The sequence below is a fragment of the Bradyrhizobium niftali genome (genome assembly GCF_004571025.1).
In the GTDB taxonomy this organism is placed as follows: Bacteria; Pseudomonadota; Alphaproteobacteria; order Rhizobiales; family Xanthobacteraceae; genus Bradyrhizobium; species Bradyrhizobium niftali.
Genome location: NZ_SPQT01000002.1, coordinates 1 through 22937, shown reverse-complemented (window position 1 = coordinate 22937; position 22937 = coordinate 1). Strand labels below are relative to the sequence as shown.

At 65.9% G+C, this 22937-nt stretch carries 18 protein-coding genes; 7 read left to right on the top strand and 11 right to left on the bottom strand.

The features are described 5' to 3' along the window. Positions 1-2: 2 nt before the first annotated feature. Both E4K65_RS05200 and E4K65_RS05195 read right to left on the bottom strand, forming a co-directional pair. Positions 3-311 (bottom strand): hypothetical protein, encoded by a 309-nt coding sequence (locus tag E4K65_RS05200; protein WP_135173249.1) that lies wholly within the window; start codon positions 309-311, stop codon positions 3-5. Positions 312-471: 160 nt separating this feature from the next. Next, positions 472-1494 carry an NADP-dependent oxidoreductase gene (locus E4K65_RS05195; protein WP_027543093.1) on the bottom strand — a complete coding sequence of 341 codons (1023 nt, stop codon included), beginning with the start codon at positions 1492-1494 and terminating at the stop codon, positions 472-474. A 184-nt stretch (positions 1495-1678) separates the two neighbouring features. On the opposite strand from E4K65_RS05195, the gene E4K65_RS05190 reads away from it, so the two are divergent. Next, positions 1679-3760: a methyl-accepting chemotaxis protein gene (locus tag E4K65_RS05190; RefSeq protein ID WP_135173766.1), complete on the top strand. Its 2082-nt coding sequence runs from the start codon at positions 1679-1681 to the stop codon at positions 3758-3760. Between the two features lie 12 nt (positions 3761-3772). Here E4K65_RS05190 and guaB read toward each other — a convergent pair whose 3' ends face one another. Continuing rightward, a complete protein-coding gene (guaB, locus tag E4K65_RS05185; protein WP_135173247.1) occupies positions 3773-5266 on the bottom strand; it encodes an IMP dehydrogenase in 1494 nt (497 codons plus the stop codon). 470 nt (positions 5267-5736) lie between these two features. On the opposite strand from guaB, the gene E4K65_RS05180 reads away from it, so the two are divergent. Next, positions 5737-7227, top strand: a complete 1491-nt coding sequence (locus tag E4K65_RS05180) for an MFS transporter (RefSeq protein WP_027543096.1) — start codon at positions 5737-5739, stop codon at positions 7225-7227. A gap of 11 nt (positions 7228-7238) precedes the next feature. On the opposite strand, the gene E4K65_RS05175 is transcribed toward E4K65_RS05180, so the two are convergent. Continuing rightward, positions 7239-8102, bottom strand: coding sequence for a Bug family tripartite tricarboxylate transporter substrate binding protein (locus E4K65_RS05175; RefSeq protein WP_235885494.1), 864 nt, complete (start codon positions 8100-8102; stop codon positions 7239-7241). A gap of 173 nt (positions 8103-8275) precedes the next feature. Between E4K65_RS05175 and E4K65_RS05170 the strand changes: the two genes are divergently transcribed. Beyond that, positions 8276-9262 (top strand): LysR substrate-binding domain-containing protein, encoded by a 987-nt coding sequence (locus E4K65_RS05170; RefSeq protein WP_167770551.1) that lies wholly within the window; start codon positions 8276-8278, stop codon positions 9260-9262. Between the two features lie 10 nt (positions 9263-9272). Here the strand turns inward: E4K65_RS05170 and E4K65_RS05165 are convergent, their stop codons facing one another. Then, the gene (locus E4K65_RS05165; protein ID WP_135173244.1) at positions 9273-9959 is read right to left on the bottom strand and encodes an RlmE family RNA methyltransferase; all 687 of its coding nucleotides are present in this window, start codon (positions 9957-9959) and stop codon (positions 9273-9275) included. A gap of 1 nt (position 9960) precedes the next feature. Further along, the gene (locus tag E4K65_RS05160) at positions 9961-11034 is read right to left on the bottom strand and encodes a Ppx/GppA phosphatase family protein (protein WP_135173243.1); all 1074 of its coding nucleotides are present in this window, start codon (positions 11032-11034) and stop codon (positions 9961-9963) included. A 211-nt stretch (positions 11035-11245) separates the two neighbouring features. Here E4K65_RS05160 and E4K65_RS05155 point away from each other — a divergent pair, with 211 nt between their 5' ends. Next, positions 11246-13618, top strand: a complete 2373-nt coding sequence (locus E4K65_RS05155; protein WP_135173242.1) for a xanthine dehydrogenase family protein molybdopterin-binding subunit — start codon at positions 11246-11248, stop codon at positions 13616-13618. A gap of 160 nt (positions 13619-13778) precedes the next feature. On the opposite strand, the gene E4K65_RS46960 is transcribed toward E4K65_RS05155, so the two are convergent. Beyond that, entirely contained in the window at positions 13779-14579 is an 801-nt protein-coding gene (locus E4K65_RS46960) for a hotdog family protein (RefSeq protein ID WP_167770550.1), read from the bottom strand. Between the two features lie 106 nt (positions 14580-14685). Here E4K65_RS46960 and E4K65_RS05140 point away from each other — a divergent pair, with 106 nt between their 5' ends. From E4K65_RS05140 to E4K65_RS05130, 3 genes are read left to right on the top strand one after another with little or no spacing between them, the layout of a single operon-like run. Next, positions 14686-15189, top strand: a complete 504-nt coding sequence (locus E4K65_RS05140) for a YaiI/YqxD family protein (RefSeq protein ID WP_135173241.1) — start codon at positions 14686-14688, stop codon at positions 15187-15189. Between the two features lie 2 nt (positions 15190-15191). Beyond that, positions 15192-17003 carry an ABC-F family ATP-binding cassette domain-containing protein gene (locus E4K65_RS05135; protein WP_135173240.1) on the top strand — a complete coding sequence of 604 codons (1812 nt, stop codon included), beginning with the start codon at positions 15192-15194 and terminating at the stop codon, positions 17001-17003. 28 nt (positions 17004-17031) lie between these two features. Continuing rightward, complete coding sequence (locus tag E4K65_RS05130; RefSeq protein ID WP_135173239.1) at positions 17032-18111, top strand: D-TA family PLP-dependent enzyme; 1080 nt, start codon at positions 17032-17034, stop codon at positions 18109-18111. Between the two features lie 183 nt (positions 18112-18294). Here the strand turns inward: E4K65_RS05130 and E4K65_RS05125 are convergent, their stop codons facing one another. The 4 genes from E4K65_RS05125 to E4K65_RS05110 form a co-directional block, all read right to left on the bottom strand. Further along, positions 18295-19527: a BaiN/RdsA family NAD(P)/FAD-dependent oxidoreductase gene (locus tag E4K65_RS05125; protein ID WP_135173238.1), complete on the bottom strand. Its 1233-nt coding sequence runs from the start codon at positions 19525-19527 to the stop codon at positions 18295-18297. 153 nt (positions 19528-19680) lie between these two features. Continuing rightward, complete coding sequence (locus E4K65_RS05120; protein WP_135173237.1) at positions 19681-20598, bottom strand: SDR family NAD(P)-dependent oxidoreductase; 918 nt, start codon at positions 20596-20598, stop codon at positions 19681-19683. 119 nt (positions 20599-20717) lie between these two features. Continuing rightward, positions 20718-21197, bottom strand: coding sequence for a MaoC family dehydratase (locus E4K65_RS05115; RefSeq protein WP_135173236.1), 480 nt, complete (start codon positions 21195-21197; stop codon positions 20718-20720). Beyond that, a complete protein-coding gene (locus E4K65_RS05110; protein ID WP_135173765.1) occupies positions 21198-22928 on the bottom strand; it encodes an AMP-binding protein in 1731 nt (576 codons plus the stop codon). Positions 22929-22937: the final 9 nt, after the last annotated feature.

Below are 22937 nucleotides of genomic sequence, written 5' to 3'. Positions count from 1 at the left end.
GCTTACGCCACGCTCTTGAGGTCCTGCTGGATCGCAGCCAGCAAGGATTCCAGCGCCGCGCTGTTCACCGGCTTCGCCTCGGCCATCTCGGGCTGGACCTTCGCGGACTGAACACCGGCGGGCTGCGCAGCTTTCAGCGGACGCTTCGGGAATGGCGGCGGTGCCGGCATCGCGGGGCGGGTGACATCGCCCTCCTCCTCGGCATGAACGAACTTGCCATGGATGACGTCGTCGCGGCGGCCCATGACGAACATGGTCGTCCAATAGCCGGCGGCGAGAAGGATTACGCTGAAAACACTGATCTCTAACATCGCAACACCCAAAATATGCGCGATGATTCAACGCCTTCGCTCGCCGGTCAATGAACCGGCGGTCACACCTGCGGCTTTTGCGGGCAGGTGTGACCATTTGGTGACTCTTTTTTAACTATCCCCACCCGGAGTGTAGCTCTGGTGCAACTAGGCCTTGCAGCTAAGCCTTATCTTGCCCGACCCGCACCAGCTGCTTGCCGAAATTGGCCCCCTTCAGGAGCCCCATGAAGGCGCCGGGGGCGCTCTCCAGGCCCTCGGTGACGAACTCCTTGTACTTGACCTTGCCGTCGCGGACCCAGCCGGACATGTCGCGCAGGAAGTCGCCATGGCGGTTGGCGAAGTCGGAGACGATGAAGCCGCGGAAGGTGAGCCGCTTGGTCAGCGTCGCGCGCATCATGCTGGCCGCCCATTTCGGCGGCTTGGCCTCGGTGTCGTTGTAGTGGGCGATCAGGCCGCAGACCGGCACCCGCGCGAACGGATTGAGCAGCGGGAAGACCGCTTCGAACACGGCGCCGCCGACATTCTCGAAATAGACGTCGATGCCCTTCGGGCAGGCAAACTTCAGCTTGGCCGGAAAATCGGTTTCGCGATGATCAAGACACGCGTCAAAGCCGAGCTCCTTCACCACGTAGTCGCACTTGTCCTTGCCGCCGGCGATGCCGACCGCGCGCGCGCCCTTGATCTTGGCGATCTGGCCGACGGCCGAGCCGACCGCACCTGACGCGCCGGCGACGACGACGGTCTCGCCTTCCTGCGGCTTGCCGATGTCGAGCAGGCCCGTATAGGCGGTCATGCCGGGCATGCCGAGCACACCGATCGAGGTCGAGATCGGGCCGAGCTTGGGATCGACCTTGATCAGGCCCTTGCCGTTGGAGATCGCATGCGACTGCCAGCCGGTACGGGCTCGCACAATGTCGCCTACCGCGAAATCAGGATTGTTGGACGCCGCGACCTCGCTGACCGCCTCGCCCTCCATCACGCCGCCGATCGGCACCGGCGCGGCATAGGATGGACCGTCACTCATGCGGCCGCGCATATAGGGATCGAGCGACAGCCAGATCGTGCGTAGCAGGACTTCGCCCGCGCCGGGCGTCGGGAGCGCGAATTCCTCGATGCGGAAATCAGACGGCTTGGGCTCGCCGACGGGACGCGCGGCGAGAACGATGCGTTTTGCTTGGGACATGGTGGTTTCCTCCTGACTACTTGTTGCAGTCATTTAGGAGGTGTGTGGGAATGAAGCAAACTCTTGGTCGATTAAGGCTTTGGTCGCGATTGCAAACTAGAATTGTGCGGCCCTCCCATGATCGAAGAGCCCTTTCGTGCCAGAGCTTTCCCTGCCGTCCGAACCTTCCTTCAAGATTGGCGCGATGGGCGGTATAAGCCTGCGCTGGCGCGTCCTGGCCGGCAATCTGATCACGAGCCTTCTCGCTGTAGCCTTCGCCGGTGCAGTCGCCTGGGGCGGATGGGGCGATCTGCGCAAGCGGGAGGCGGCCGCGCGCTCGCTGACCGCCTTCGAGCTGGTGATGAAGGCCAACAGCCTCATTCCGGTCGAACGCACCGCCTGGTACGCGGCCGCGACTCCCGCCGACCCGGCCACGTCCGAGAAATTGTCGGCGCTCGACAAGACCATCGCCAACACGGACGCCGCCATCAACGCGGCCAAAGCGGCCATTCGCGCGGCAGAGCTGCCGACGCGGTCGATCGAAGCAGCCGAGCAGACGTTGCAAAAAACCCGTAGCGCCGGACGCCAGGCCGCGGTCCTGCCCAAATCGCAACGCCCCGCCGACAGCCAGGCGGCGATCGTGGACGGCCTTGCGCGCTCGGTCGACGCCCTCACAGCGGCGACGAGCGAAGCCTTGATCAGCCTGTCGCGCACCGGCAGCGACATCGAGAACCTCCTGCCATCGGCGGCGCTGGCGCAGAGCGCGCAAAGCATGCGCACCATCAACGGCGCGCGCGCCGCCGTACTCGGCCTTTTCGCCCGCAACCAGCCTTTGTCGGCAGCCCAGCGCGTCGAGGTGACTGAATTGACGGGGCAGGTCGCGCTGATCTGGACCCAGATCGAGCAGGGAGTCCACAATGCCGGCGATGCGCCGGCGCTCGCGAACGTCATCGACCAGGTGCGCGCGAAACTGATGACCGAAGGGGAGCCGCGGTTTCGGGAATTGGTCGCGGCCGCTCGCGAAGGTCGTCCTTGCTCGATCAGCGAGGCCGAGTGGCCCGGCTGGCTCGGCCCCATCCTGAACAGCGTGCTCAGTCTGCGCGACGCAGCCTTGACCTTCGCCCACGACGCCAACGACACTGCGATCTCACAGGCGCAGACGCGACTGATCTGGGCGCTCGCGGCCCTGCTGGTCGTGCTGGTCGCCTCGGTTGCCGTCGTCATCGCCGTGATGCGCCAGGTGATCGGTCCGCTGGTGCGGCTGACCGGAGCGACGCTGCGGCTTGCCGACGGCGAGCTCGATGTTGCAATCCCCGACGGCCATCGCAAGGACGAGATCGGCACCATGGCCAACGCGCTGCAGATCTTCAAGGACGCGCTGGTGGCGAAGAAGCTCGCCGACGAGGATGCTGCCCGTAACGCCGAAGCGCAGATCGAGCGCGGCCGCCGCGTCAACGTCATCACGCGCGATTTCGAGACCGCGATCGGCGAGATCGTCAGCACGGTGTCGTCGGCAGCGACCGAGCTTGAAGGTTCGGCCGGCACCTTGAACACCACGGCGGATCGCTCGCGGACGCTGACGACAGCCGTTGCGGCCGCGTCCGAGGAGGCATCCGCCAACGTGCAGTCGGTCGCCTCCGCGACCGAAGAACTCACATCGTCGGTCAACGAGATCAGCCGACAGGTTCAGGAATCGGCGCGCGTCGCCGGCGATGCCGTCGAGCAGGCCCGCCGCACCAACGACCGCGTCGGCGAATTGTCACAAGCGGCAAGCCGGATCGGCGACGTCATCGAGCTGATCAACTCGATCGCGGGCCAGACCAACCTGCTGGCGCTGAACGCGACCATCGAGGCCGCACGCGCCGGCGACGCCGGTCGCGGCTTCGCGGTGGTCGCCTCGGAGGTGAAGGCGCTGGCGCAGCAGACCGCGAAGGCGACCGAGGAAATCCATCAGCAGATCGGAAGCGTCCAGGCGGCAACGCAGGAATCCGTCGGCGCCATCAAGGCGATCAGCGAGACGATCGAGAGACTCTCGGAAATCTCCTCGACGATTGCCGCGGCCGTCGAGGAACAGGGCGCAGCCACGCAGGAAATCGCGCGAAACGTGCAGCAGGCGGCGCACGGCACCCAGCAGGTCTCCGCCAACATCAACGACGTCCAGCAGGGCGCCAGCGCGACCGGCTCGGCCTCGTCCCAGGTGCTGACCGCCGCGCAGTTGCTGGCCTCGGATTCGAGCCGCCTCAAGCTCGAGGTCGGGAAATTTCTCGAGGCCGTCCGCGCGGCCTGAGGCCGCGCGAGACTAACCCCCGCCCGGATAGTTCGGCGCCTCGCGCGTGATGGTGACGTCGTGGACGTGGCTTTCGCGCAGGCCCGCGCCGGTGATGCGGACGAAGTTCGCCTTGTCGTGCAGCTCCTTCATGTCCTTTGCGCCGACATAGCCCATCGCAGCGCGCAAGCCGCCGGCGAGCTGATGCATGACGTTGCCGACCGGACCCTTGTAGGGCACCTGGCCCTCGATGCCTTCAGGCACGAGCTTGAGCGTGTCCTTGATGTCCTGCTGGAAGTAGCGATCGGCAGATCCCCGCGCCATTGCGCCGACCGACCCCATGCCGCGATAGGCCTTGTAGGAACGGCCCTGCCACAGGAAGACTTCGCCGGGCGTCTCGTCGGTGCCGGCGAGCAGCGAGCCGACCATCGCAATGTCGGCGCCGGCGGCGAGCGCTTTGGCAAGGTCGCCGGAGAACTTTATGCCGCCGTCGGCGATGACGGGGATGTCGGACTTCTTCGCGGCGTCTACCGCGTCCATGATCGCGGTGAGCTGGGGAACGCCGACGCCGGCGACGATGCGGGTGGTGCAGATCGAGCCCGGGCCGATGCCGACCTTGATGCAATCCGCGCCCGCATCGATCAGCGCCTGCGCGCCTTCGGAGGTCGCGACGTTGCCGGCGACGACCTGCACCGAGTTGGAGAGACGCTTGATGCGGTTCACCGCGTGCAGCACGTGGCGCGAATGGCCGTGCGCGGTGTCGACCACGACGAGGTCGACGCCGGCGTCGATCAGCCGCTCGGTGCGCTCGAAGCCGGTGTCGCCGACGGTGGTGGCGGCGGCGACGCGGAGGCGCCCCTGCGCGTCCTTGCAGGCGAGCGGATGGGCGACCGCCTTTTCCATGTCCTTCACGGTGACGAGGCCGACGCAGCGATATTGCTCGTCGACCACGAGCAATTTCTCGATGCGATGCTGGTGCAGCATCCGCCGCGCCTCGTCCTGGCTGACGTTCTCGCGCACGGTGACGAGACCTTCATGCGTCATCAGCTCGGAGACTTTTTGCCGGCGGTCGGTGGCGAACCGCACGTCGCGGTTGGTGAGGATGCCGACCAGCTTGCCCGGCGTGGACTTGCCTGCACCGGTGACGACGGGAATGCCGGAGATGCCGTGATCGCTCATCAGCTTGAGCGCATCGTCGAGCGTGGCCTCGGGGCTGATGGTGAGCGGGTTCACCACCATGCCCGACTCGTAGCGCTTCACCTGGCGGACCTGGGCGGCCTGCCCTTCGGGATCGAAATTGCGGTGGATGACGCCGAGACCGCCGGCCTGCGCCATGGCGATCGCCATGCGGGCCTCGGTGACGGTGTCCATGGCGGAGGCCATGATCGGGATGTTGAGGGGGATGGCGCGGGTGACGCGGGAGCGGATGTCGACCTCGCCCGGCATGACGTCCGAGAGGCCTGGCTTCAACAGCACGTCGTCGAACGTAAGGGCTTCGCGGATGCCTTGAACTTGCACCGTGGCCATCTGCCAACTCCTTCCTGCGGCCCTGCCGCAAATAGCTATGGATGAGCGCCGCCCTCGGCGTACCTTGCGGCATCGCCGGAGAATCGGAGCCCATCGGTGGGGTTGACGCGGGTCGATAGCACGGCCGCGTGACGAATCAAAGCAAATCGCACCGCCGGCCAGCCATGCACAGGCTTTTTGGGTAAATTCAGCGTGGATAGCCGGTTCAGCGTGGATAGCCAGGGGGCGGCCCCTCCTCGTCATTCCGGGGCGCGACGACGTCGCGAGCCCGGAATCCATCCCGCAGCAGTCTCCGGGGCCCGATGGCATCAGGGCTCGCGCCAGTTGGCGCGCCCCGGAATGACGAGAGAGGGTCACACCGTTATGACCGAGGATTTAGGTGCTATGCGTCGATCCGCAATGGTCGCGGCCCGGCGGCGGTGTTAAGCCGCAATTCCACCCTTCCTTCCGATTTTCATTACCAATCCGTCATGGTCGACAAGCAACGCGTCATTCCGCTGATCGTGGCCACCGCTCTCTTTATGGAGAACATGGATTCGACGGTGATCGCGACCTCGCTGCCGGCGATCGCGGCCGACATCGGCACCAGCCCGCTGACGCTCAAGCTCGCCATCACCTCCTATCTGCTGTCGCTCGCGGTGTTCATCCCGGCGAGCGGCTGGACCGCCGACCGCTTCGGCGCGCGCATGGTGTTCGCGATCGCCGTCGGCGTGTTCATGGTCGGCTCGGTCGGCTGCGCGCTCTCGACCTCGGTCACCGATTTCGTGTTCGCGCGCATCCTCCAGGGCATGGGCGGGGCGATGATGACGCCGGTCGGGCGTCTCGTGCTGCTGCGCTCGGTCGACAAGAGCGCGCTGGTCAATGCGATGGCCTGGGTGACGGTCCCTGCCCTGATAGGCCCCGTGATCGGCCCGCCGCTCGGCGGCTTCATCACGACCTACGCGTCCTGGCACTGGATCTTCCTGATCAACATACCGATCGGGCTGCTCGGCATCTTCATGGCCTTGCGCTTCATCGATCCCATCAAGAGCGAGGAGCGCGAGCCGTTCGATCTCTACGGCATGGTGCTCGCCGGGATCGGACTTGCCGGCATCGCCTTCGGCCTGTCGGTGGCCGGCCTCAATTTGCTGCCCTGGAGCACGGTCGCCGCGCTGATCGCGGGCGGCGCGATCTCGATGACGCTCTATGTCATCCATGCCCGGCGCACGGGATCGCCGGTGCTGGACTTCTCGCTGCTGACCCTGCCGACGCTGCGCGCGGCCGTGCTCGGCGGCTTCCTGTTCCGGCTCGGCATCGGCGCGCTGCCGTTCCTGCTTCCGCTCCTGATGCAGATTGGCTTCGGCCTGTCGCCATTCCATTCCGGCCTCGTCACGTTTGCCTCCTCGCTCGGCGCTATGGGCATGAAGACGCTGGCGGCGCGGATCATCCGCACCTTCGGCTTCCGCAATCTGATGACGGTGAACGCGATCGTCAGCGCGGTTTTCCTCGCCGCCTGCGCGCTGTTCACGGTGACGACGCCGCTGCTCATCATCATGATCATCCTGGTCGTCGGCGGCTTCTTCCGCTCGCTCGAGTTCACCGCGATCAACACGGTGGCCTATGCCGAGGTCGAGACCGCGCAGATGAGCCGCGCCACCACGCTCGTCAGCGTCAACCAGCAGCTCGCGGTCTCCGCCGGCGTCGCCGTCGGCGCAGCGTCGGTGGAGACGACGATGTGGCTCAGCCATGTCAGCGAGCTCAACGCCACCGTGTTCGCCCCGGCCTTCGTCGTGGTCGCGCTGACCTCGGCGGCGTCGAGCTGGTTCTTCTGGCAGATGCCCGCTGATGCCGGCCACGAGATCTCCGGCCGCAAGGCGACAGAGATCGCAAGCCGCAAGGGCGCCGGCAAGGGCGCAGAGAAGGCGGCCGTCAAGGCGGCGACCGAGGATACCCAGGACGTGCGCGACCAGCGGCTGGGGTGAAGCTGGCGCGACTATTTCGAGCGAATGACGCCCGACCGGATCAGGACGGCGTACTTCTCGGTCTCTTCGGCAATGAACTTCGCAAATTGCGCCGGCGAGCCTTGAATCGGGCTGGCGCCAAGCTCCATGATCTTCGCCCTGACGGCGGCGTCGCCGAGTGCCTCGTTGATCGTTCCGTTCAGTCGATCGACGATGGCCTCGGGCGTGCCTCTTGGTGCACCGATCCCGAACCACGATCCGGCCTGATAGCCCGGGACGGTATCCGCCGCGATCGGAACGTCCGGCAAATTATCCGACCGGGCTGGCGAAGTAACGGCCAGCGGAACCAGTCTGCCGGCCTTGATATGGCCGATCGAGGACGGCATGGGATCGAACATCGCATCGATCCGCCCGGCCAGGAGATCTTCCAGTGCAGGCGTCGACCCCAGATAGGGCACCAGCGTCAGGTCGACAGCGGCCATCGATCTGAACAGCTCAATTCCAACGTGCTGCGGCGTGCCGAGACCTGCAAATCCCACCCTGAGTTTTCCGGGATTTTGCTTCGCGTAACTGATGAGCTCCCCGACTGTCCGGACCGGCACGGCAGGATTCACCTCGATGACGAGCGGAACGCGATATAGACCGCCGATGGCGACGACGTCGCGGCCAAAATCGAAATCGAGATGATCGAACAGCGTCGCGTTGATCGTGTTGACGGGACCGCAGACGAGGAGCGTGTACCCGTCGGGGGCCGCCCGAACCACGGACCTGGTCGCAACGTTTCCGCTTTCACCTGGAACATTGTCCACGCTGAACGACTGGCCCAGCCGCTCCGACAGCCAGGGAGCAATCAGCCGGCCGGCGATATCGACCGGGCCTCCCGCGGGAAATCCCACGACGAGGCGACTGCCGCGAGAAGGGTAAGCCTGAGCCGTGGCCATCGCCGGCAAAACCGATGTCGCGATTGCCGCCAGTGCTGAACAAAGCAAGCGCCGTCTCTGCGTATCCATGTCACGATCCTTCGCTGCCATGGACCGCCATAGCTCGGCAGCGCCGGTTGAGCTATGATATGCCAACGTCGATCTTGATACCTTTGAGGTATGGCATGGATCTCAGGCACCTTCGCTATTTCGTCATGGTTGCAGAGGAAGGGCACATCACGCGGGCAGCAGAGCGGCTTGGCATCCAGCAGCCCCCGCTCAGCCGGCAGATCAGCCAGATGGAGAGAGAGCTCAAGGTTCAACTGTTCAGGCGGTTGCCGCGGGGGGTAAGCCTGACAAGCGCGGGTCAGGCCTTTTTCTCCGAGGCCAAGGCAATCCTGTCGCGGCTCGATCACGCCGTCGAAACGGCCCAACGCACGGCACGCGGCGAGCAGGGAACGCTCTGCATCGGCATCGCACCAACTGCCCCCTTCAATCCGCTCGTACCGCTTGCCATCCGGTCCTTTCGTGAAACCTTCCCGCGCGTGTCCCTGATCCTGCAGGAAGGCCTGAGCAACGAAATCGTCGGCCAGTTCGAGCGTGAGCAGATGGACGTTGCCTTCGTGCGCGCGCGGCAAATTCATGCGGAAGGCGTCTCCGTTGCTGCGCTTCAGGAAGAGCCTCTGGTCGCGGCCCTCCCGAGCCGTCACACGTTGGCGAGGACAAGGACAAAGCCCCTTCAGCTGAGGAGCCTGTCAAGTGACTCCTTCATCATGATCGGGCCGCCTGGTACCGGATTGTATGACGAGACCGTCGCGGCCTGCAGGGCAGCCGGATTTGTTCCGCGTCTCGGGCAGCCGGCGCCGCGAATTACCTCGACCTTGGGTCTTGTCGCGGCGGGACTCGGCATTGCGCTCGTGCCCTCGACGCTGCAGGGCGCACGCATGACCGGCGTCGTATACCGGCGCCTGCAAGACCCTACTCCGAAGGCCTTTCTCGGACTGGCGTGGCGGCGCAGCAATCCATCACCGATCCTCAGGAATTTCCTGGGCCTGGTTCGAGGCATGGCCGAGCGCCGGGCCCCTGAGCATCACCGGGCAGCGAAAACCGCAAACGACGATCGTTCGCGAACGTGACGGTTTTGCGCTACGCCTTCGGCTCGCCCCGAAACCCCGTCGCCAGCACGTAGCGTTCCGACGAATCCTGCCGGCTCGCGGCCGGCTTGACGTGACGGACCGTGGCGAAGTCGCGCTTGAGCTGGGCGAGCAACTCGGCGTCGGCGCCGCTCTGGAACGTTTTTGCCAGGAAGGTCCCGCCGGGCTTGAGCACGTCGCAGGCAAACGCCGCCGCGGTCTCGATCAGGCCGACGATGCGGAGCTGGTCGGTCTTGCGGTGACCGGTGGTGTTGGCGGCCATGTCGGACATCACGACGTCCGCGCCGCCCCCCAGCATCGCGGTGAGCTTTTCCGGCGCGCCGTTGTCCATGAAGTCGAGTTGCGCGAACTCGACGCCGGCAATTTCGGGCATCTCTAGCAGGTCGATCGCGACGACCTTGCCCTTGCCATCGATCGAGCCGACGCGCTTGGCCGCGATCTGGCTCCAGCCGCCCGGCGCGGCGCCGAGATCGACCACGGCCATGCCGTGCTTCAGCAGCCGAAACTTGTCGTCGATCTCGAGCAGCTTGAATGCCGCGCGCGAGCGATAGCCCGCGGCCTTGGCCTTCGCCACATAGGGATCGTTGAGCTGCCGCTCCAGCCACAGCTTCGATGACAATTTGCGCTTGCCGCCGGTCTTGACCTGGACGTGCAAGCGGCCGGTGGTGTCCTTGGCCATCTCACCAGCTCCTGAGCGCGCCGTCCTCGCGCATCATCTCGACCAGCATGCCTTCGCGCAGGCCGCGGTCGGCGACGCGCAGGCGCGGCAGCGGAAAGGCGTGGCGGATCGCATCGAGGATGGCGCAGCCGGCCAGCACGAGATCGGCGCGCTCGACGCTGATGCAGCTGTTGTTCGCGCGCTCCTCGTAGCTCATGCCGAGCAGCTTGTTGATGGTCGCGGTGATGTCGGAATCGTTCATCCAGATGCTGTCGATGCGGCGGCGGTCGTAGCGTGCGAGATTGAGATGGATGCCGGCAAGGGTCGTCACGGTGCCAGAGGTGCCGAGCAGGTGCATCTCAGTGAGATCGCCGCCGTGCTGTTCCGCGAACGGCGCAACATGATTTGCGACCTCCCGCTCCATCGCGGCGTAGATCTCCGGCGTCACGTCGCGGCCGCCGAATTGCTCGGCGAGCGTGACCACGCCGAACGGGATCGACATCCAGGCTTTGATGCGCGGCTCCGGATTTGTGGGATCGCGCTCGATCCGCACCAGCTCGGTCGAGCCGCCGCCAATGTCGAACAGGATGGCGCCGCGCCCCCTGGGGTCGACCAGCGGCGAGCAGCCGAGTACGGCGAGCGAAGCCTCGGTCTCGCGGTCGATCACCTCGAGCTCGATGCCGGTCTCGGCCGCGACGCGGCTGCGAAAGCCCTCCGCGTTCGAGGCCGCGCGGCAGGCTTCGGTCGCGATCAGCCGCAGCCGCCGCGCTCTCCGCAAGTTGATCTTGTCGCGGCAGATGCTGAGCGCCGCGATGGCGCGCTCGATCGCGGCCTCGCTGATGCACCCCGTCGCCGAGACCCCCTCGCCGAGCCGGATGATCCGGGAGAAGGAATCGACCACGCGAAAGCCATCGCTGGTCGGACAGGCGATCAGGAGCCGGCAATTGTTGGTTCCGAGGTCCAGCGCCGCATAGACGCCGGTTCCCGGCGCTTGCGCGACGACGGCCGGCTCAGTGGCCAATGCCACCGCCGCCATCGACCCCTCGAGCTCACCGTGCGGCCCATGGCCGTCGCGGAGCCGCGTGTGGTCATTCATACAAACTGTCTTTCCGCGGCCCGCTGGGGCCGAGCTGGAATTGCTTTTTCGCCTGAAACATTAGCAGCGCGGCAGGCCTGCGCAACAACGCATCACATGGGACCATGCCCATTCGTGCGTTGTCGTGAACGGGACCGTGGGCTATTTTTGAAGGGTCCGGCCCCCAAGCGCCCCCCAAAACGCGCAATTGCCGGCTTTTCAGGTCAATTCCATGCAAGAACACACCAAATCGTCCACGCTCGAAAACGCTATTGCACTGCAAAAATACGGCGTCGGGCAGCCCGTCCGCCGCAAGGAGGACGACACGCTGGTCCGCGGCAAGGGCCGCTACACCGACGATTTCAACCTGCCCGGCCAGGCCTATGCCGTGGTGGTCCGCTCGACCCATGCCCATGGAATCATCCGCGGCATCGGCCTTGATGCCGCCAAGGCGATGCCGGGCGTGCTGGGGGTCTGGACCGGCAAGGACCTCGATGCGGCCGGCTATGGCCCCTTCACCTGCGGCCTGCCGCTGAAGAGCCGTGACGGCTCGCCCCTGCTCCAGACCAACCGCCAGCCGCTGGCGACCGACAAGGTCCGCTTCGTCGGCGATCCCGTCGCTTTCGTGGTGGCGGAGACGCTGGCCCAGGCGCGCGATGCGGCCGAGGCGGTCGAGCTCGACATCGAGCCGCTGCCGGCGGTGACGGACCCCGAGGAGGCCGCGAGGCCCGGCGCGCCGCAGCTCTACGACCACATCCCGAACAACGTCGCGCTCGACTACCATTATGGCGACATGGACAAGGTCGATGCGGCCTTTGCCAGCGCCGCCCATGTGACCAAGATCGACATCGAGAACACCCGCGTCGCCGTGGTCTCGATGGAGCCGCGCGTGGGACTTGCCTCCTACGACAAGAAGGCCGAGCGCTACACGCTCCAGGTTCCGACGCAGGGTGTCGCCGGCAACCGCGCCAACCTCGCCAAGAACCTGAAAGTGCCGAACGAGAAGGTGCGCATTCTCACCGCCAATGTCGGCGGCTCCTTCGGCATGAAGAACATCAACTACCCCGAATACATGTGCATCCTGTACGCGGCCAAGGCGCTGGGACGGCCGGTGAAGTGGCTGGACGAGCGCTCGACCAGCTTCCTCTCCGACAGCCACGGCCGTGCGCAGAAGATTCATGCCGAGCTCGCGCTCGACGCCGAGGGGCATTTCCTCGCGGCCAAGCTTTCCGGTTACGGCAATCTCGGCGCCTACATCACCGGCGTTGCGCCGGGCCCGCTCTCGCTCAACACCGGCAAGAACTTTTCCAGCGTCTACCGCACGCCGCTGATGGGCATCGACATCAAGACGGTGCTGACCAACACAACGCTGATGGGCGCCTATCGCGGCGCCGGCCGGCCCGAGGCGAATTACTACATGGAGCGGCTGATCGACCGCGCCGCCGACGAGATGGGCATCAACCGGCTGACGATGCGCAAGCGCAACTTCATCAAGCCGAACCAGATGCCGTTCCCGGCCTCCTCCGGCGTCACCTATGACAGCGGCGACTTCCAGGCCGTCTTCAACAAGGCGCTCGAAATCTCCGATCACGAGAATTTCGCCAAGCGCAAGAAGGAGAGCAAGAAGGCCGGCAAGCTGCGCGGCATCGCCGTCGGCTCTTATCTCGAGGTCACCGCGCCGCCGAGCCCCGAGCTCGGCAAGATCGTGTTCGACCCTGACGGCAGCGTGCAGCTCATCACCGGCACGCTCGATTACGGCCAGGGCCATGCCACCCCGTTCGCGCAGGTGCTGTGCGACCAGCTCGGCGTCCCCTTCGAGAGCGTCAAGCTGGTGCAGGGCGACAGCGACATCGTTCACACCGGCAACGGCACCGGCGGATCGCGCTCGATCATGGCGAGCGGCATGGCGATCGTCGAGGCCTCCAAGCTCGTGATCGAAAAGGGCAAGCGCGCCGCCGCGCACATGCTGGAGGCCTCCGAAGCCGACATCGAGTTCGAAGGCGGCAGCTTCACCATCGCCGGCACCGACCGCAGCATCGACATCATGGAGCTCGCCAAAAAGCTGCATGACGGCAAGGTGCCGGAGGGCGTGCCTGATAGTCTCGACGTCGATCACACCAGCGAGCCGGTGCCCTCTGCCTTCCCGAACGGCTGCCACGTCGCCGAGGTCGAGATCGATCCGGAGACCGGCGTGGTGCAGATCGTGCGCTACAGCGCGGTGAACGATTTCGGCACGGTGATCAACCCGCTGCTGGTCGCGGGCCAGCTTCATGGCGGCGTCGTCCAGGGCATTGGACAGGCGCTGATGGAGCACGTCCGCTACGACGAGAGCGGCCAGCCGATCACGGGCTCGCTGATGGACTACGCGCTGCCGCGCGCCGAGGACGTGCCGAACATGACGGTCGGCGACCACCCGGTGCCGGCCACGACCAATCCGCTCGGCAGCAAGGGTTGCGGCGAAGCCGGCTGCGCCGGCAGCCTGTCGACCGTGGTGAACGCCGTGCTCGACGCGCTCTCCGACTACGGCATCAAGCACATCGACATGCCGCTGACGCCGGAGCGGGTGTGGCGCGCGATCCAGGACGTGAAGGGCAAGGCGGCGTAAGGCCGCGCTTCTGCCTCCACACGCACACTGTCATCGCCCGCGAAGGCGGGCGATCCAGTACTCCGTGACAGATGTGATTGAATCGAGAAGCCGCGGCGTACTGGATGCCCCGCCTTCGCGGGGTATGACAGCCAATGTGGAGACGCGCCTTGCCCCTTCCCTACGCCGCCGCCTCCTCGCGCGGCTGGTAGATCGCGGTGTGCTGGCAACGCGCCAGCGGTGTCTCGCCATTGGCGACGACCAGTGCGTCGAGCTCGACGAAGCGGTGGCCCTTCTTCTCGTAGTTCGCGGTCACCTTGGCCCGCGCAACGATCTCGTCGCCGGCGCGCGCGGGCGACAGCAACTGCATGCGGCTGCCGGCGTGGATCCATGGGCCTAAAATGGTGTTGTCGACGAGGACGCAGTTCATCACGCGCTGGATCAGGCCGGGATGGCCGAGCCCCTCACGCGCGAAGATCGGATCGGTTTCCCTGATCTCGGCGAGATATTCCGCGGCGGCCTGCCCGATCCATCGACGCGGCTCTGTGCCGAGCCATTTGCCGGTCTCGAAGGTCGCGGGGCTGACCGGCTTGCGCTCGGCGACCGCGGGGACCGCGAGGTAGTCGCTCAAATCCTCAGCCGGCGCGGCCGCCGGCAGCGAGGCCGTCCCGGTGGCGCACAGCTCGGTGCGGCTGAACACCTCGATCGTGAGCAGGCCATTGTGCTCGGTTGCATCGACATCGGCCGTCTCGCCGTCATAGACCGGCTTGATGAAGCGGGCCTCCACCAGTCCGCGTGACAGGAAATCGCGGCCCCAGTACGCGACCGGCACATGCATCATGTAGGCGAAGACGTCGACACCAGGCACCAGCCCGCCGGAAAAGCCGAAGCGACGCGCTACGTTGTCGTCATGCATCTTGTTTTCGGATTGTTTGGCGGTGTTGTAGGCCTCGACGCGGTAGGTCTCGAGCCGGTTCGGCATGGCTGCCCTTCCCCACAATTCCTGTTGTTTCGGGCCGATCGTAGGCCCCGGGGAACACCGGTCAATCCCCTCGCCTTTGCGGCCCGAATGGGCTACCACCCCGCCGATGACTGACACGCCCACCCGCATCTATGTCGACGCCGACGCCTGTCCGGTGAAGGACGAGATCTACCGCGTCGCGCTCCGGCACGGCGTGCCCGTGAGCGTGGTGGCCGGCAATTTCATTCGCGTGCCGCAGGATCCCTTGATCGAGCGCATCGCCGCAGGTAGCGGCATGGATGCCGCCGACGACTGGATCGCCGAACGCGCCAAGCCGGGCGACGTCGTCGTCACCTCCGACATTCCGCTCGCCAGCCGCTGCGTGAAGGCGGGCGCCGACGTGATCGCGCCGAACGGCAAGCCGTTCACCGAAGAATCGATCGGGATGACGCTGGCGGTGCGCAATCTCATGACGGATCTGCGCTCGGCTGGCGAAGTTACCGGCGGCCCGCGATCGTTCGCACCGCGCGACCGGTCGACGTTCCTCTCGGCGCTCGACCAGACGCTGCGCCGGATCCAGCGCCGCCGCGCTGATGCGGCTGCAACGAGCCAGAATTCAAGTCAGGGCTGACGATGGCGCCGCCGCTGATCCAACTCAAGGACATCAAGCTGACGTTTGGCGGCACGCCGCTCTTGAACGGCGTCGAGCTCAACGTTGCGGCTGGCGAGCGGGTCTGCCTGATCGGCCGCAACGGCTCGGGCAAGTCAACGCTTCTCAAGATCGCGGCCGGCCTCGTCGAGCCCGACGGCGGCACACGCTTCGTGCAGCCGGGCGCCACGATCCGCTATCTGCCGCAGGAGCCTGATTTCGGCGACCACAAGACCACGCTCGCCTATGTCGAGGCGGGGCTCGCGCCCGGCGACGACCAGCATCAGGCGCGCTATCTGCTGGAGCAGCTCGGGCTGACCGGCGACGAGAACCCGCACAACCTCTCTGGCGGCGAAGCTCGCCGCGCGGCGCTCGCGTGTGTGCTGGCGCCCTCGCCCGACATCCTGCTGCTGGACGAGCCGACCAACCATCTCGATCTTTCCACCATCGAATGGCTGGAACAGGAGCTCGACAGCCGCCGCAGCGCACTGGTGCTGATCAGCCACGACCGCCGCTTCCTCACCAATCTCTCGCGCTCCACGGCGTGGCTCGACCGCGGCCGGATCAAGCAGATCGACCGCGGCTTTGCCTCGTTCGAGAGCTGGCGCGACGAGGTGCTCGCCGAGGAAGAGCGCGACCAACACAAGCTCGACCGCAAGATCGTCGACGAGGAGCACTGGCTGCGCTACGGCGTCTCCGGCCGGCGCAAGCGCAACGTCAAGCGGCTTGCCAATCTGCACACGCTGCGCGACCAGCGCCGCAACTATCGCGGCACCGCCGGCAGCGCCAATCTCGCAGCCGCCGAGGCTGAGCAGTCCGGCAAGCTGGTGATCGAAGCCAAAGGCATCACCAAGGCCTATGGCGAGCGCAAGATCGTCGACAATTTCTCCACCCGCATCCAGCGCGGCGACCGGCTCGGCATCATCGGGCCGAACGGCGCCGGCAAGACCACGCTGGTCAATCTGCTCACCGGCGGCATGCAGCCTGACACTGGCACCGTGCGGCTCGGGGCCAATCTGGAGATGGCGACGCTCGACCAGCACCGCGAAAGCCTCGATCCCAAATCGACGCTGGCGGAGGCGCTGACCGGCGGCCGCGGCGACCAGATCATGGTCGGCGGAAAGCCGAAGCATGTCGTCGGCTACATGAAGGACTTTCTGTTCGCGCAGGAGCAGCGCGGCACGCCGCTGGAAGTGCTCTCGGGCGGCGAGCGCGGCCGGTTGATGCTGGCGCGCGCATTGGCCAAGCCATCGAACCTGCTGGTGCTGGACGAGCCGACCAACGATCTCGACCTGGAAACGCTCGACGTGCTCGAGGACATGCTCGGCGACTACGAGGGCACCGTGATCCTGATCAGCCACGACCGCGACTTCCTCGACCGCGTCGTCACCTCTGTGATTGCGCCCGAGGGCAACGGCAGATGGATCGAATATGCCGGCGGCTACAGCGACATGCTGGCGCAGCGCGGCGCGGACTTGAAGCGCGAGACGGCGAAGGCGCAAGCCCCCGCGGAGAAGAAAGAGGAGCGGCAAGCTGCTCCCGCATCCGCGCCGAAGCGGCGGTTGAGCTTCAACGAGAAGCACGCGCTGGAAACGCTGCCGAAGAAGATGGAAAAATTGCATGCCGACATCGCCAAGCTGCAACGCGTGCTCGACGATCCCAACCTCTACGCCAAGGATCGCAAGAAATTCGACGACGCCTCCGCCGCGATCGCCAAGGCGCATGACGAATTGTCCGCCGCCGAAGAGCGCTGGCTCGAACTCGAAATGCTTCGCGAAGAAATTGAACAGGCTTAGCGCGTATTCCGCCAACTAGGGGACTGCCATGACAACGACTCTCGCCGCCAAGATCGCCCGCGAATACGGCACGCCCTGCGCCGTCATCGACATGGACAAGGTCGAGCGCAACATCGCGCGGATCCAGAAGGCCTGCGACGACGCCGGAATCGCCAATCGTCCTCACATCAAGACGCACAAGAACCCGACCATTGCCAAGATGCAGGTGGCGGCCGGCGCCAAGGGCATCACCTGCCAGAAGATCGGCGAGGCCGAGATCATGGCCAATGCCGGCATCGACGACATCCTGATCAGCTACAACCTGCTCGGCGAAGAGAAGATGGCGCGGCTCGGCGCGCTGCAGGCGAAGGCGAACATGACGGTGGCCGCGGACAATTCGACGGTCGTCGCAGGTTTGCCGAAGGCGGCCGCAGCATCAGGCCGCCCGCTCTCGGTGGTGGTCGAATGCGATACGGGCCGCAAGCGCGCGGGCGTCGAGACACCGGCGGAGGCGATTGCGCTGGCGCGCGAGATCGCCGGGTCCAAAGGGCTCGAGTTCGCCGGCTTCATGCTTTATCCGACCGAGACCGGCTGGGCGGACGCGCAAAAATTCTACGACGAGGCGCTGGCCGGCGTGCGCGCGCACGGGCTGGATGCAAAGATCGTCTCGACCGGCGGCACGCCGAACCTCGTCAATCTCGGCAAGCTCAAGGGCGGCACCGAGCATCGCTTCGGCACCTACATCTACAACGACCGCATGCAGGTCGCTGCCGGCTCCGCGACGTGGGACGACTGCGCGCTGCACATCTATTCAACCGTCGTGAGCCGCGCCGCGCCCGAGCGCGGCATTCTCGATGCCGGCTCCAAGACGCTGACCACGGACACCGGCGGGCTCGACGGCCACGGCCTGATCCTGGAGCACCCCGAAGCCAAGATCGCGCGCTTTGCCGAAGAGCACGGCTTCCTCGATCTCTCCCGCAGCAACACCCGGCCGAATGTCGGCGATGTCGTGCGCATCGTGCCCAATCATGTCTGCGTCGTCGTCAACATGATGGACGAGGTGCTGATGGTCCGCGGCGAGGAGATCATCGGCACGCTGCCGGTGGCGGCGCGGGGGAAGCTGCGCTAAGGTGTTCGCGCCCGCGCATCCTTCGAGGCTCGGTTTCCGGTGCTCTCGCACCGGAAACGAGCATCTCAGGATGACGCTCTCGTTAGGCCGACTTAAGATGATGCTCGCGGATAGCCGTCACCCCGAGGTGCGAGCCTTGCGGCGCACTGCGCCGCTGGGCGAGCCTCGAAGGGCGACGGCGTTCTATGAACGCTTCAGCCACTCCAGCACCCCCCTACCCGCGGCGGCCCCAGTCGCGAACGATGCCTGCAACAGATAGCCCCCGGTCGGCGCCTCCCAATCCAGCATCTCGCCGGCAGCGAACAGGCCGGGCAGCTTGCGCAGCATGAAGCCCGCGTCGAGCTCGTCAAACGAAACGCCGCCAGCGGTCGAGATCGCGCGATCGATCGGGGCAACGCCAGTGAGCCGAACCGGAATGGCATTGACCAGGTGTGCGAGCTCGGCCGGCGAGAACGAGGCCAGCGGCCGGCCAGATGCGATGGCGGCCTCCTGCATCAGGCCGATGCCGACCGGTGACAGCTGCGCCGCCTTGCGCAGGAAGTTTGCGAGCGATTGCTTGCCGCGCGTGCCCGACAGGCGCACGGTCAGCGCGGCAGCGTCGAGGTCGGGCCGCAGCGCGATTGTGAGCGTCGCCTGTCCGAGACCCAGCACCGCCTCGCGCAGCTCCGCCGACAGCGCATAGATCGCGCCGCCTTCGATGCCGCCGCGGGTGATCATCGCTTCGCCGCGCACTGTGTGTGCACCGATCGTCAGGGCAACGCCCTTGAGCGGCTGGCCCTCGAAACGATCACGGAACAATTCGGACCATGCGACCGTGAAACCGGAATTGGCCGGCCGCAGCCTCGAGATGGCAATGTCTTTGGACGCGAGGATATCGACCCAGCTGCCGTCCGACCCGAGCCGCGGCCAGCTTGCGCCGCCGAGCGCGAGCACAGTGGCGTCGGCTGCAACGGCGGAGGTGCCGCTCGGTGTTTGGAACAACAACCGCCCTTCCCCGTCCCAGCCGGTCCAGCGATGGCGGAATGCAAACCGCACGCCGGCGGCGTCGAGCCGCCGCAGCCAGGCGCGCAGCAAGGGCGAGGCCTTGAACGCTTTTGGAAACACGCGGCCGCTGCTGCCGACGAAGGTCGGCTCACCCAGTGCCTCGCTCCAGGCGCGCAGCGCGTCGGGTGAAAAGGCTTCGACCGCAGCTTGCAGCTTCGGTGCCGCCTCGCGATAGCGCGGCATGAACTGCGGCAGCGGCTCGCTGTGGGTGAGATTGAGCCCGCCCCGGCCTGCCATCAGGAATTTACGGGCAGCGGATGGCATTGCGTCATAAACGGTGACGCGCGCGCCGCCCTGCGCCAGCACCTCGGCCGCCATCAGCCCGGCGGGACCTGCGCCGATGATGGTGACGTGGGATTCGGATGGTGTCATGGCGGGAGTTTAGGCCAGATTCTCGCGCCAAAAACAGCGTCATTCCGGGGCGCGCCCGCTTGGGCGCGAACCCGGAATCCATTGGGCGGCAGTTTCTGTAGCACGATGGATTCCGGGCTCGTCGCTTTGCGACGCCCCGAAATGACAGTGGAGCTAGAGCTTGATCCCCGCCCTCGCCGCGGCCTGCGCCACATATTTCTGCGTCTGCTCGAACGCTCCCGTCAGCGCCTTCGCCTTCGACATGTCGCTGATCTCGGCGAAATGCGCGGCGACCGCGTCCGGCGTCCATTCGGACTCCGGCAGGTTGATGCCTTCGCTCTCGACAATCTTGATCACCGCGAAGGAGCCGGCGCCGGCGCCCATGATGGTGCGGGTCGGCGCATCCTCGCTCAGCATGTACTCGACGGCCGGCGTGATCGCGTTCGGCTTCATCAGCTGCAGCGCCTGTGGCGGCAGCAGCTCTTCGGTCATGCGGGTCGCCGCGGTCGGCGAGATGATGTTGACACGGATGTTGGTCTTGCGGCCCTCTTCCGCCAGCACGTTCATCAGGCCGACCATGCCGGATTTCGCCGCGCCGTAATTGGCCTGGCCGAAATTGCCGTAAAGACCGGAGGACGAGGTGGTCAGCACGATGCGGCCGTAGTTGCGGTCGCGCATGCCGGCCCAGGCCGCCTTGCAGCAATAGAAGGTACCGACGAGATGCACGTCGAGCACCTTCTGGAAATCGGCGGCCTCCATCTTGCCGAACGACTTGTCGCGCAAAATGCCGGCATTGGCGCACAAGAGGTCGACGCTGCCCCATTCCTTTGTGGCGCGTTCGACCATCGCGGTGACCTGCTCGAAGTTCGAGACGTCGGCGCCGTCGGCCATCGCGGTGCCGCCTGCCTTGCGGATCTCCTCGACCACGGTTTCCGCCGGCGACAGCGAGCCGCCGGTGCCGTCGCGCGCGCCGCCGAAATCGTTGACCACGACCTTCGCGCCGCGGCTGGCCAGCCCCAGCGCATGCGCCCGTCCGAGGCCATTGCCCGCGCCGGTGACGATGGCGACGCGTCCGTCAAACCTGATTGCCATGAGTGCGTTTCCCAAACGTTGGATCGTCGTGGCCGGGCTTGACCCGGCCATCCATCAAAATCGAAAAGCTTTTGAGCAGCGATGGATTGCCGGGTCAAGCCCGGCAGCGACGCGTGGTATCAGGCGAAATAGATCAGGCCGAGCCAGTCGGCGACCAGCGCGGGCTTGTCCTCGCCCTCGATCTCCACCGTGACATTGGTGCGGGACTGCAATTCGTTCGGCTTGCGCAGCCTGGCTTCCGCCAGCACGAACCGGCCGCGGACGCGCTTTCCCGAGCGCACCGGCGAGATGAAGCGGAGCTTGTCGAAGCCGTAATTGACGCCCATCGTGGTGCCGGCGATGACAGGCATGACTTCATAAGACATGATCGACAGCAGCGACATCGTCAGAAAACCGTGCGCAATCGTGGTGCCGAACGCGGTCTCCTTCTTCGCCCGTTCAGGGTCAACGTGGATGAACTGGTGATCCTCGATCACGTCGGCATAGGTGTCGATGCGGGGCTGGTCGATCAGGTGCCATGACGACACGCCGACCTCCTTGCCGACCATGGCCTGATAGGCATCCAGCGTAATCGGCGGCTTCTTCCAGACTTCGTTCACTTAGGTCTCACTCCGTGTTTTCGGCAATTCCGGAAAATCCTCCTCCCGGAATTCCCGGCCGCGCAGGGGATCGCTGCGGTCGTCGTCGCGTTCCAGCCGTCGTAGCTGCACACGGCGGATTTTGCCAGAGATCGTCTTCGGCAGCTCCGTGACGATTTCGAGGCGGCGGATGCGCTTGAACGGCGCCAGGCGCGTATGCAGGTGCTTGAAAATCGACAGCGCCGTCTCCGGCGTTCGCTCGGCGCCCGATGTCAGCAGCACGAAGGCCTTGGGGATCGCAAGGCGGATCGGGTCCGGGCTCGGCACCACGGCGGCTTCGGCGACGAGCTCGTGCTCGAGCAACACGCTTTCCAGCTCGAACGGGCTGATGCGGTAGTCGGAGGATTTGAACACGTCGTCGGAGCGGCCGACGAAAGTGAGATAGCCGTCTTCGTCTTCGAACACGACGTCGCCACTGCGATAGAGCGTGCCTTCGGCGCCCGAGAGCTTGCCATCGTCGCCCTGATAGCCCTGCATCAGGCCGGCGGGACGGCTCGCCCCGAGCACCAGCGTCACCTCGCCCTCCTTCGCCGGGTTGCCGTCGGCATCGCTGACCTGCACGCGATAGCCCGGCAGCGGCCGGCCCATCGACCCGACCTTGATCTTTTGCCCGGGCGAGTTGCCCGCCAGCGCCGTCGTCTCGGTCTGGCCGTAGCCGTCGCGGATGGTAAGGCCCCAGGCCGCCTGGACCTGATCGATCACCTCCGGATTGAGCGGCTCGCCCGCGCCGCAGACCTCGCGCAACGCGACCTTGAACGACGCGAGGTTCTCCTGGATGAACAGCCGCCATACCGTCGGCGGCGCGCACAGCGTGGTGACGCCGCACCGCCCGATGGTGGCAAGCAGCGCCTTGGCATCGAAACGCGGCTGGTTGACCACGAACACGGTGGCCCCCGCGTTCCACGGCGCGAAGAAGCAGCTCCAGGCGTGCTTGGCCCAGCCGGGCGAGGAGATGTTGAGGTGGACGTCGCCCGGCTTCAACCCGATCCAGTACATGGTGGAGAGATGGCCGAGGGGATAGCTGCGCTGGCTATGCAGTACCAGCTTCGGCTTTGCCGTCGTGCCCGAGGTGAAATAGAGCAGCATCGGGTCGTCGGCGTTGGTGGGGCCGTCGGGCGCAAAACTCTCCGGAGCTTTCGTCGCCTCGTCATAGGCGAGCCAGCCATCGAAGGCATCACCGACCACGATACGGACGACATTCTCGGCGCCAAGCTCGGTGCCAAGGCTCGCGAACTTCGCGACCTGATCCTGCGCGGCCACCACCGCCTTCGCCTTGCCGCGATCGAGCCGGTCGCGCAGCTCGTCGGCGGTGAGCAGCGTGGTGGCGGGGATGACGACGACGCCGAGCTTCATCGCAGCCAGCATGGTCTCCCACAGCGGGACCACATTGCCGAGTAGCAGCAATAGATGATCGCCACGCTTCAGGCCCTGCGCGCGAAGGAAGTTTGCGACCTGGTTGGAACGGCGCGACAGCGCCGCAAAGGACAATTTCGTTTGCCGATCCTGTGCGGCATCGACAATCCAGAGCGCGGGTCGGTCCCTGCTCTCCGCATTCCCCGCCAGCCCGGCGTCGAACCAGTCGAGCGCCCAGTTGAAGGGAACCGGATCGGGCCAGCGGAAGCCTTTGACCGCCGTCCCGTAATCCGTGCGGTGCTGTAGAAGGAACGCGCGCGCTTCCTGAAATGTCGTCATGATCCGGGC

Excerpts from the sequence above, each read along its gene's own strand:
- E4K65_RS05200 (WP_135173249.1), bottom strand. The coding sequence starts at position 311 with ATGTTAGAGATCAGTGTTTTCAGCGTAATCCTTCTCGCCGCCGGCTAT.
- E4K65_RS05195 (WP_027543093.1), bottom strand. The coding sequence starts at position 1,494 with ATGTCCCAAGCAAAACGCATCGTTCTCGCCGCGCGTCCCGTCGGCGAG.
- E4K65_RS05190 (WP_135173766.1), top strand. The coding sequence starts at position 1,679 with ATGGGCGGTATAAGCCTGCGCTGGCGCGTCCTGGCCGGCAATCTGATC.
- guaB (WP_135173247.1), bottom strand. The coding sequence starts at position 5,266 with ATGGCCACGGTGCAAGTTCAAGGCATCCGCGAAGCCCTTACGTTCGAC.
- E4K65_RS05180 (WP_027543096.1), top strand. The coding sequence starts at position 5,737 with ATGGTCGACAAGCAACGCGTCATTCCGCTGATCGTGGCCACCGCTCTC.
- E4K65_RS05170 (WP_167770551.1), top strand. The coding sequence starts at position 8,276 with ATGCCAACGTCGATCTTGATACCTTTGAGGTATGGCATGGATCTCAGG.
- E4K65_RS05165 (WP_135173244.1), bottom strand. The coding sequence starts at position 9,959 with ATGGCCAAGGACACCACCGGCCGCTTGCACGTCCAGGTCAAGACCGGC.
- E4K65_RS05160 (WP_135173243.1), bottom strand. The coding sequence starts at position 11,034 with ATGAATGACCACACGCGGCTCCGCGACGGCCATGGGCCGCACGGTGAG.
- E4K65_RS05155 (WP_135173242.1), top strand. The coding sequence starts at position 11,246 with ATGCAAGAACACACCAAATCGTCCACGCTCGAAAACGCTATTGCACTG.
- E4K65_RS46960 (WP_167770550.1), bottom strand. The coding sequence starts at position 14,579 with ATGCCGAACCGGCTCGAGACCTACCGCGTCGAGGCCTACAACACCGCC.
- E4K65_RS05140 (WP_135173241.1), top strand. The coding sequence starts at position 14,686 with ATGACTGACACGCCCACCCGCATCTATGTCGACGCCGACGCCTGTCCG.
- E4K65_RS05135 (WP_135173240.1), top strand. The coding sequence starts at position 15,192 with ATGGCGCCGCCGCTGATCCAACTCAAGGACATCAAGCTGACGTTTGGC.
- E4K65_RS05130 (WP_135173239.1), top strand. The coding sequence starts at position 17,032 with ATGACAACGACTCTCGCCGCCAAGATCGCCCGCGAATACGGCACGCCC.
- E4K65_RS05125 (WP_135173238.1), bottom strand. The coding sequence starts at position 19,527 with ATGACACCATCCGAATCCCACGTCACCATCATCGGCGCAGGTCCCGCC.
- E4K65_RS05120 (WP_135173237.1), bottom strand. The coding sequence starts at position 20,598 with ATGGCAATCAGGTTTGACGGACGCGTCGCCATCGTCACCGGCGCGGGC.
- E4K65_RS05110 (WP_135173765.1), bottom strand. The coding sequence starts at position 22,928 with ATGACGACATTTCAGGAAGCGCGCGCGTTCCTTCTACAGCACCGCACG.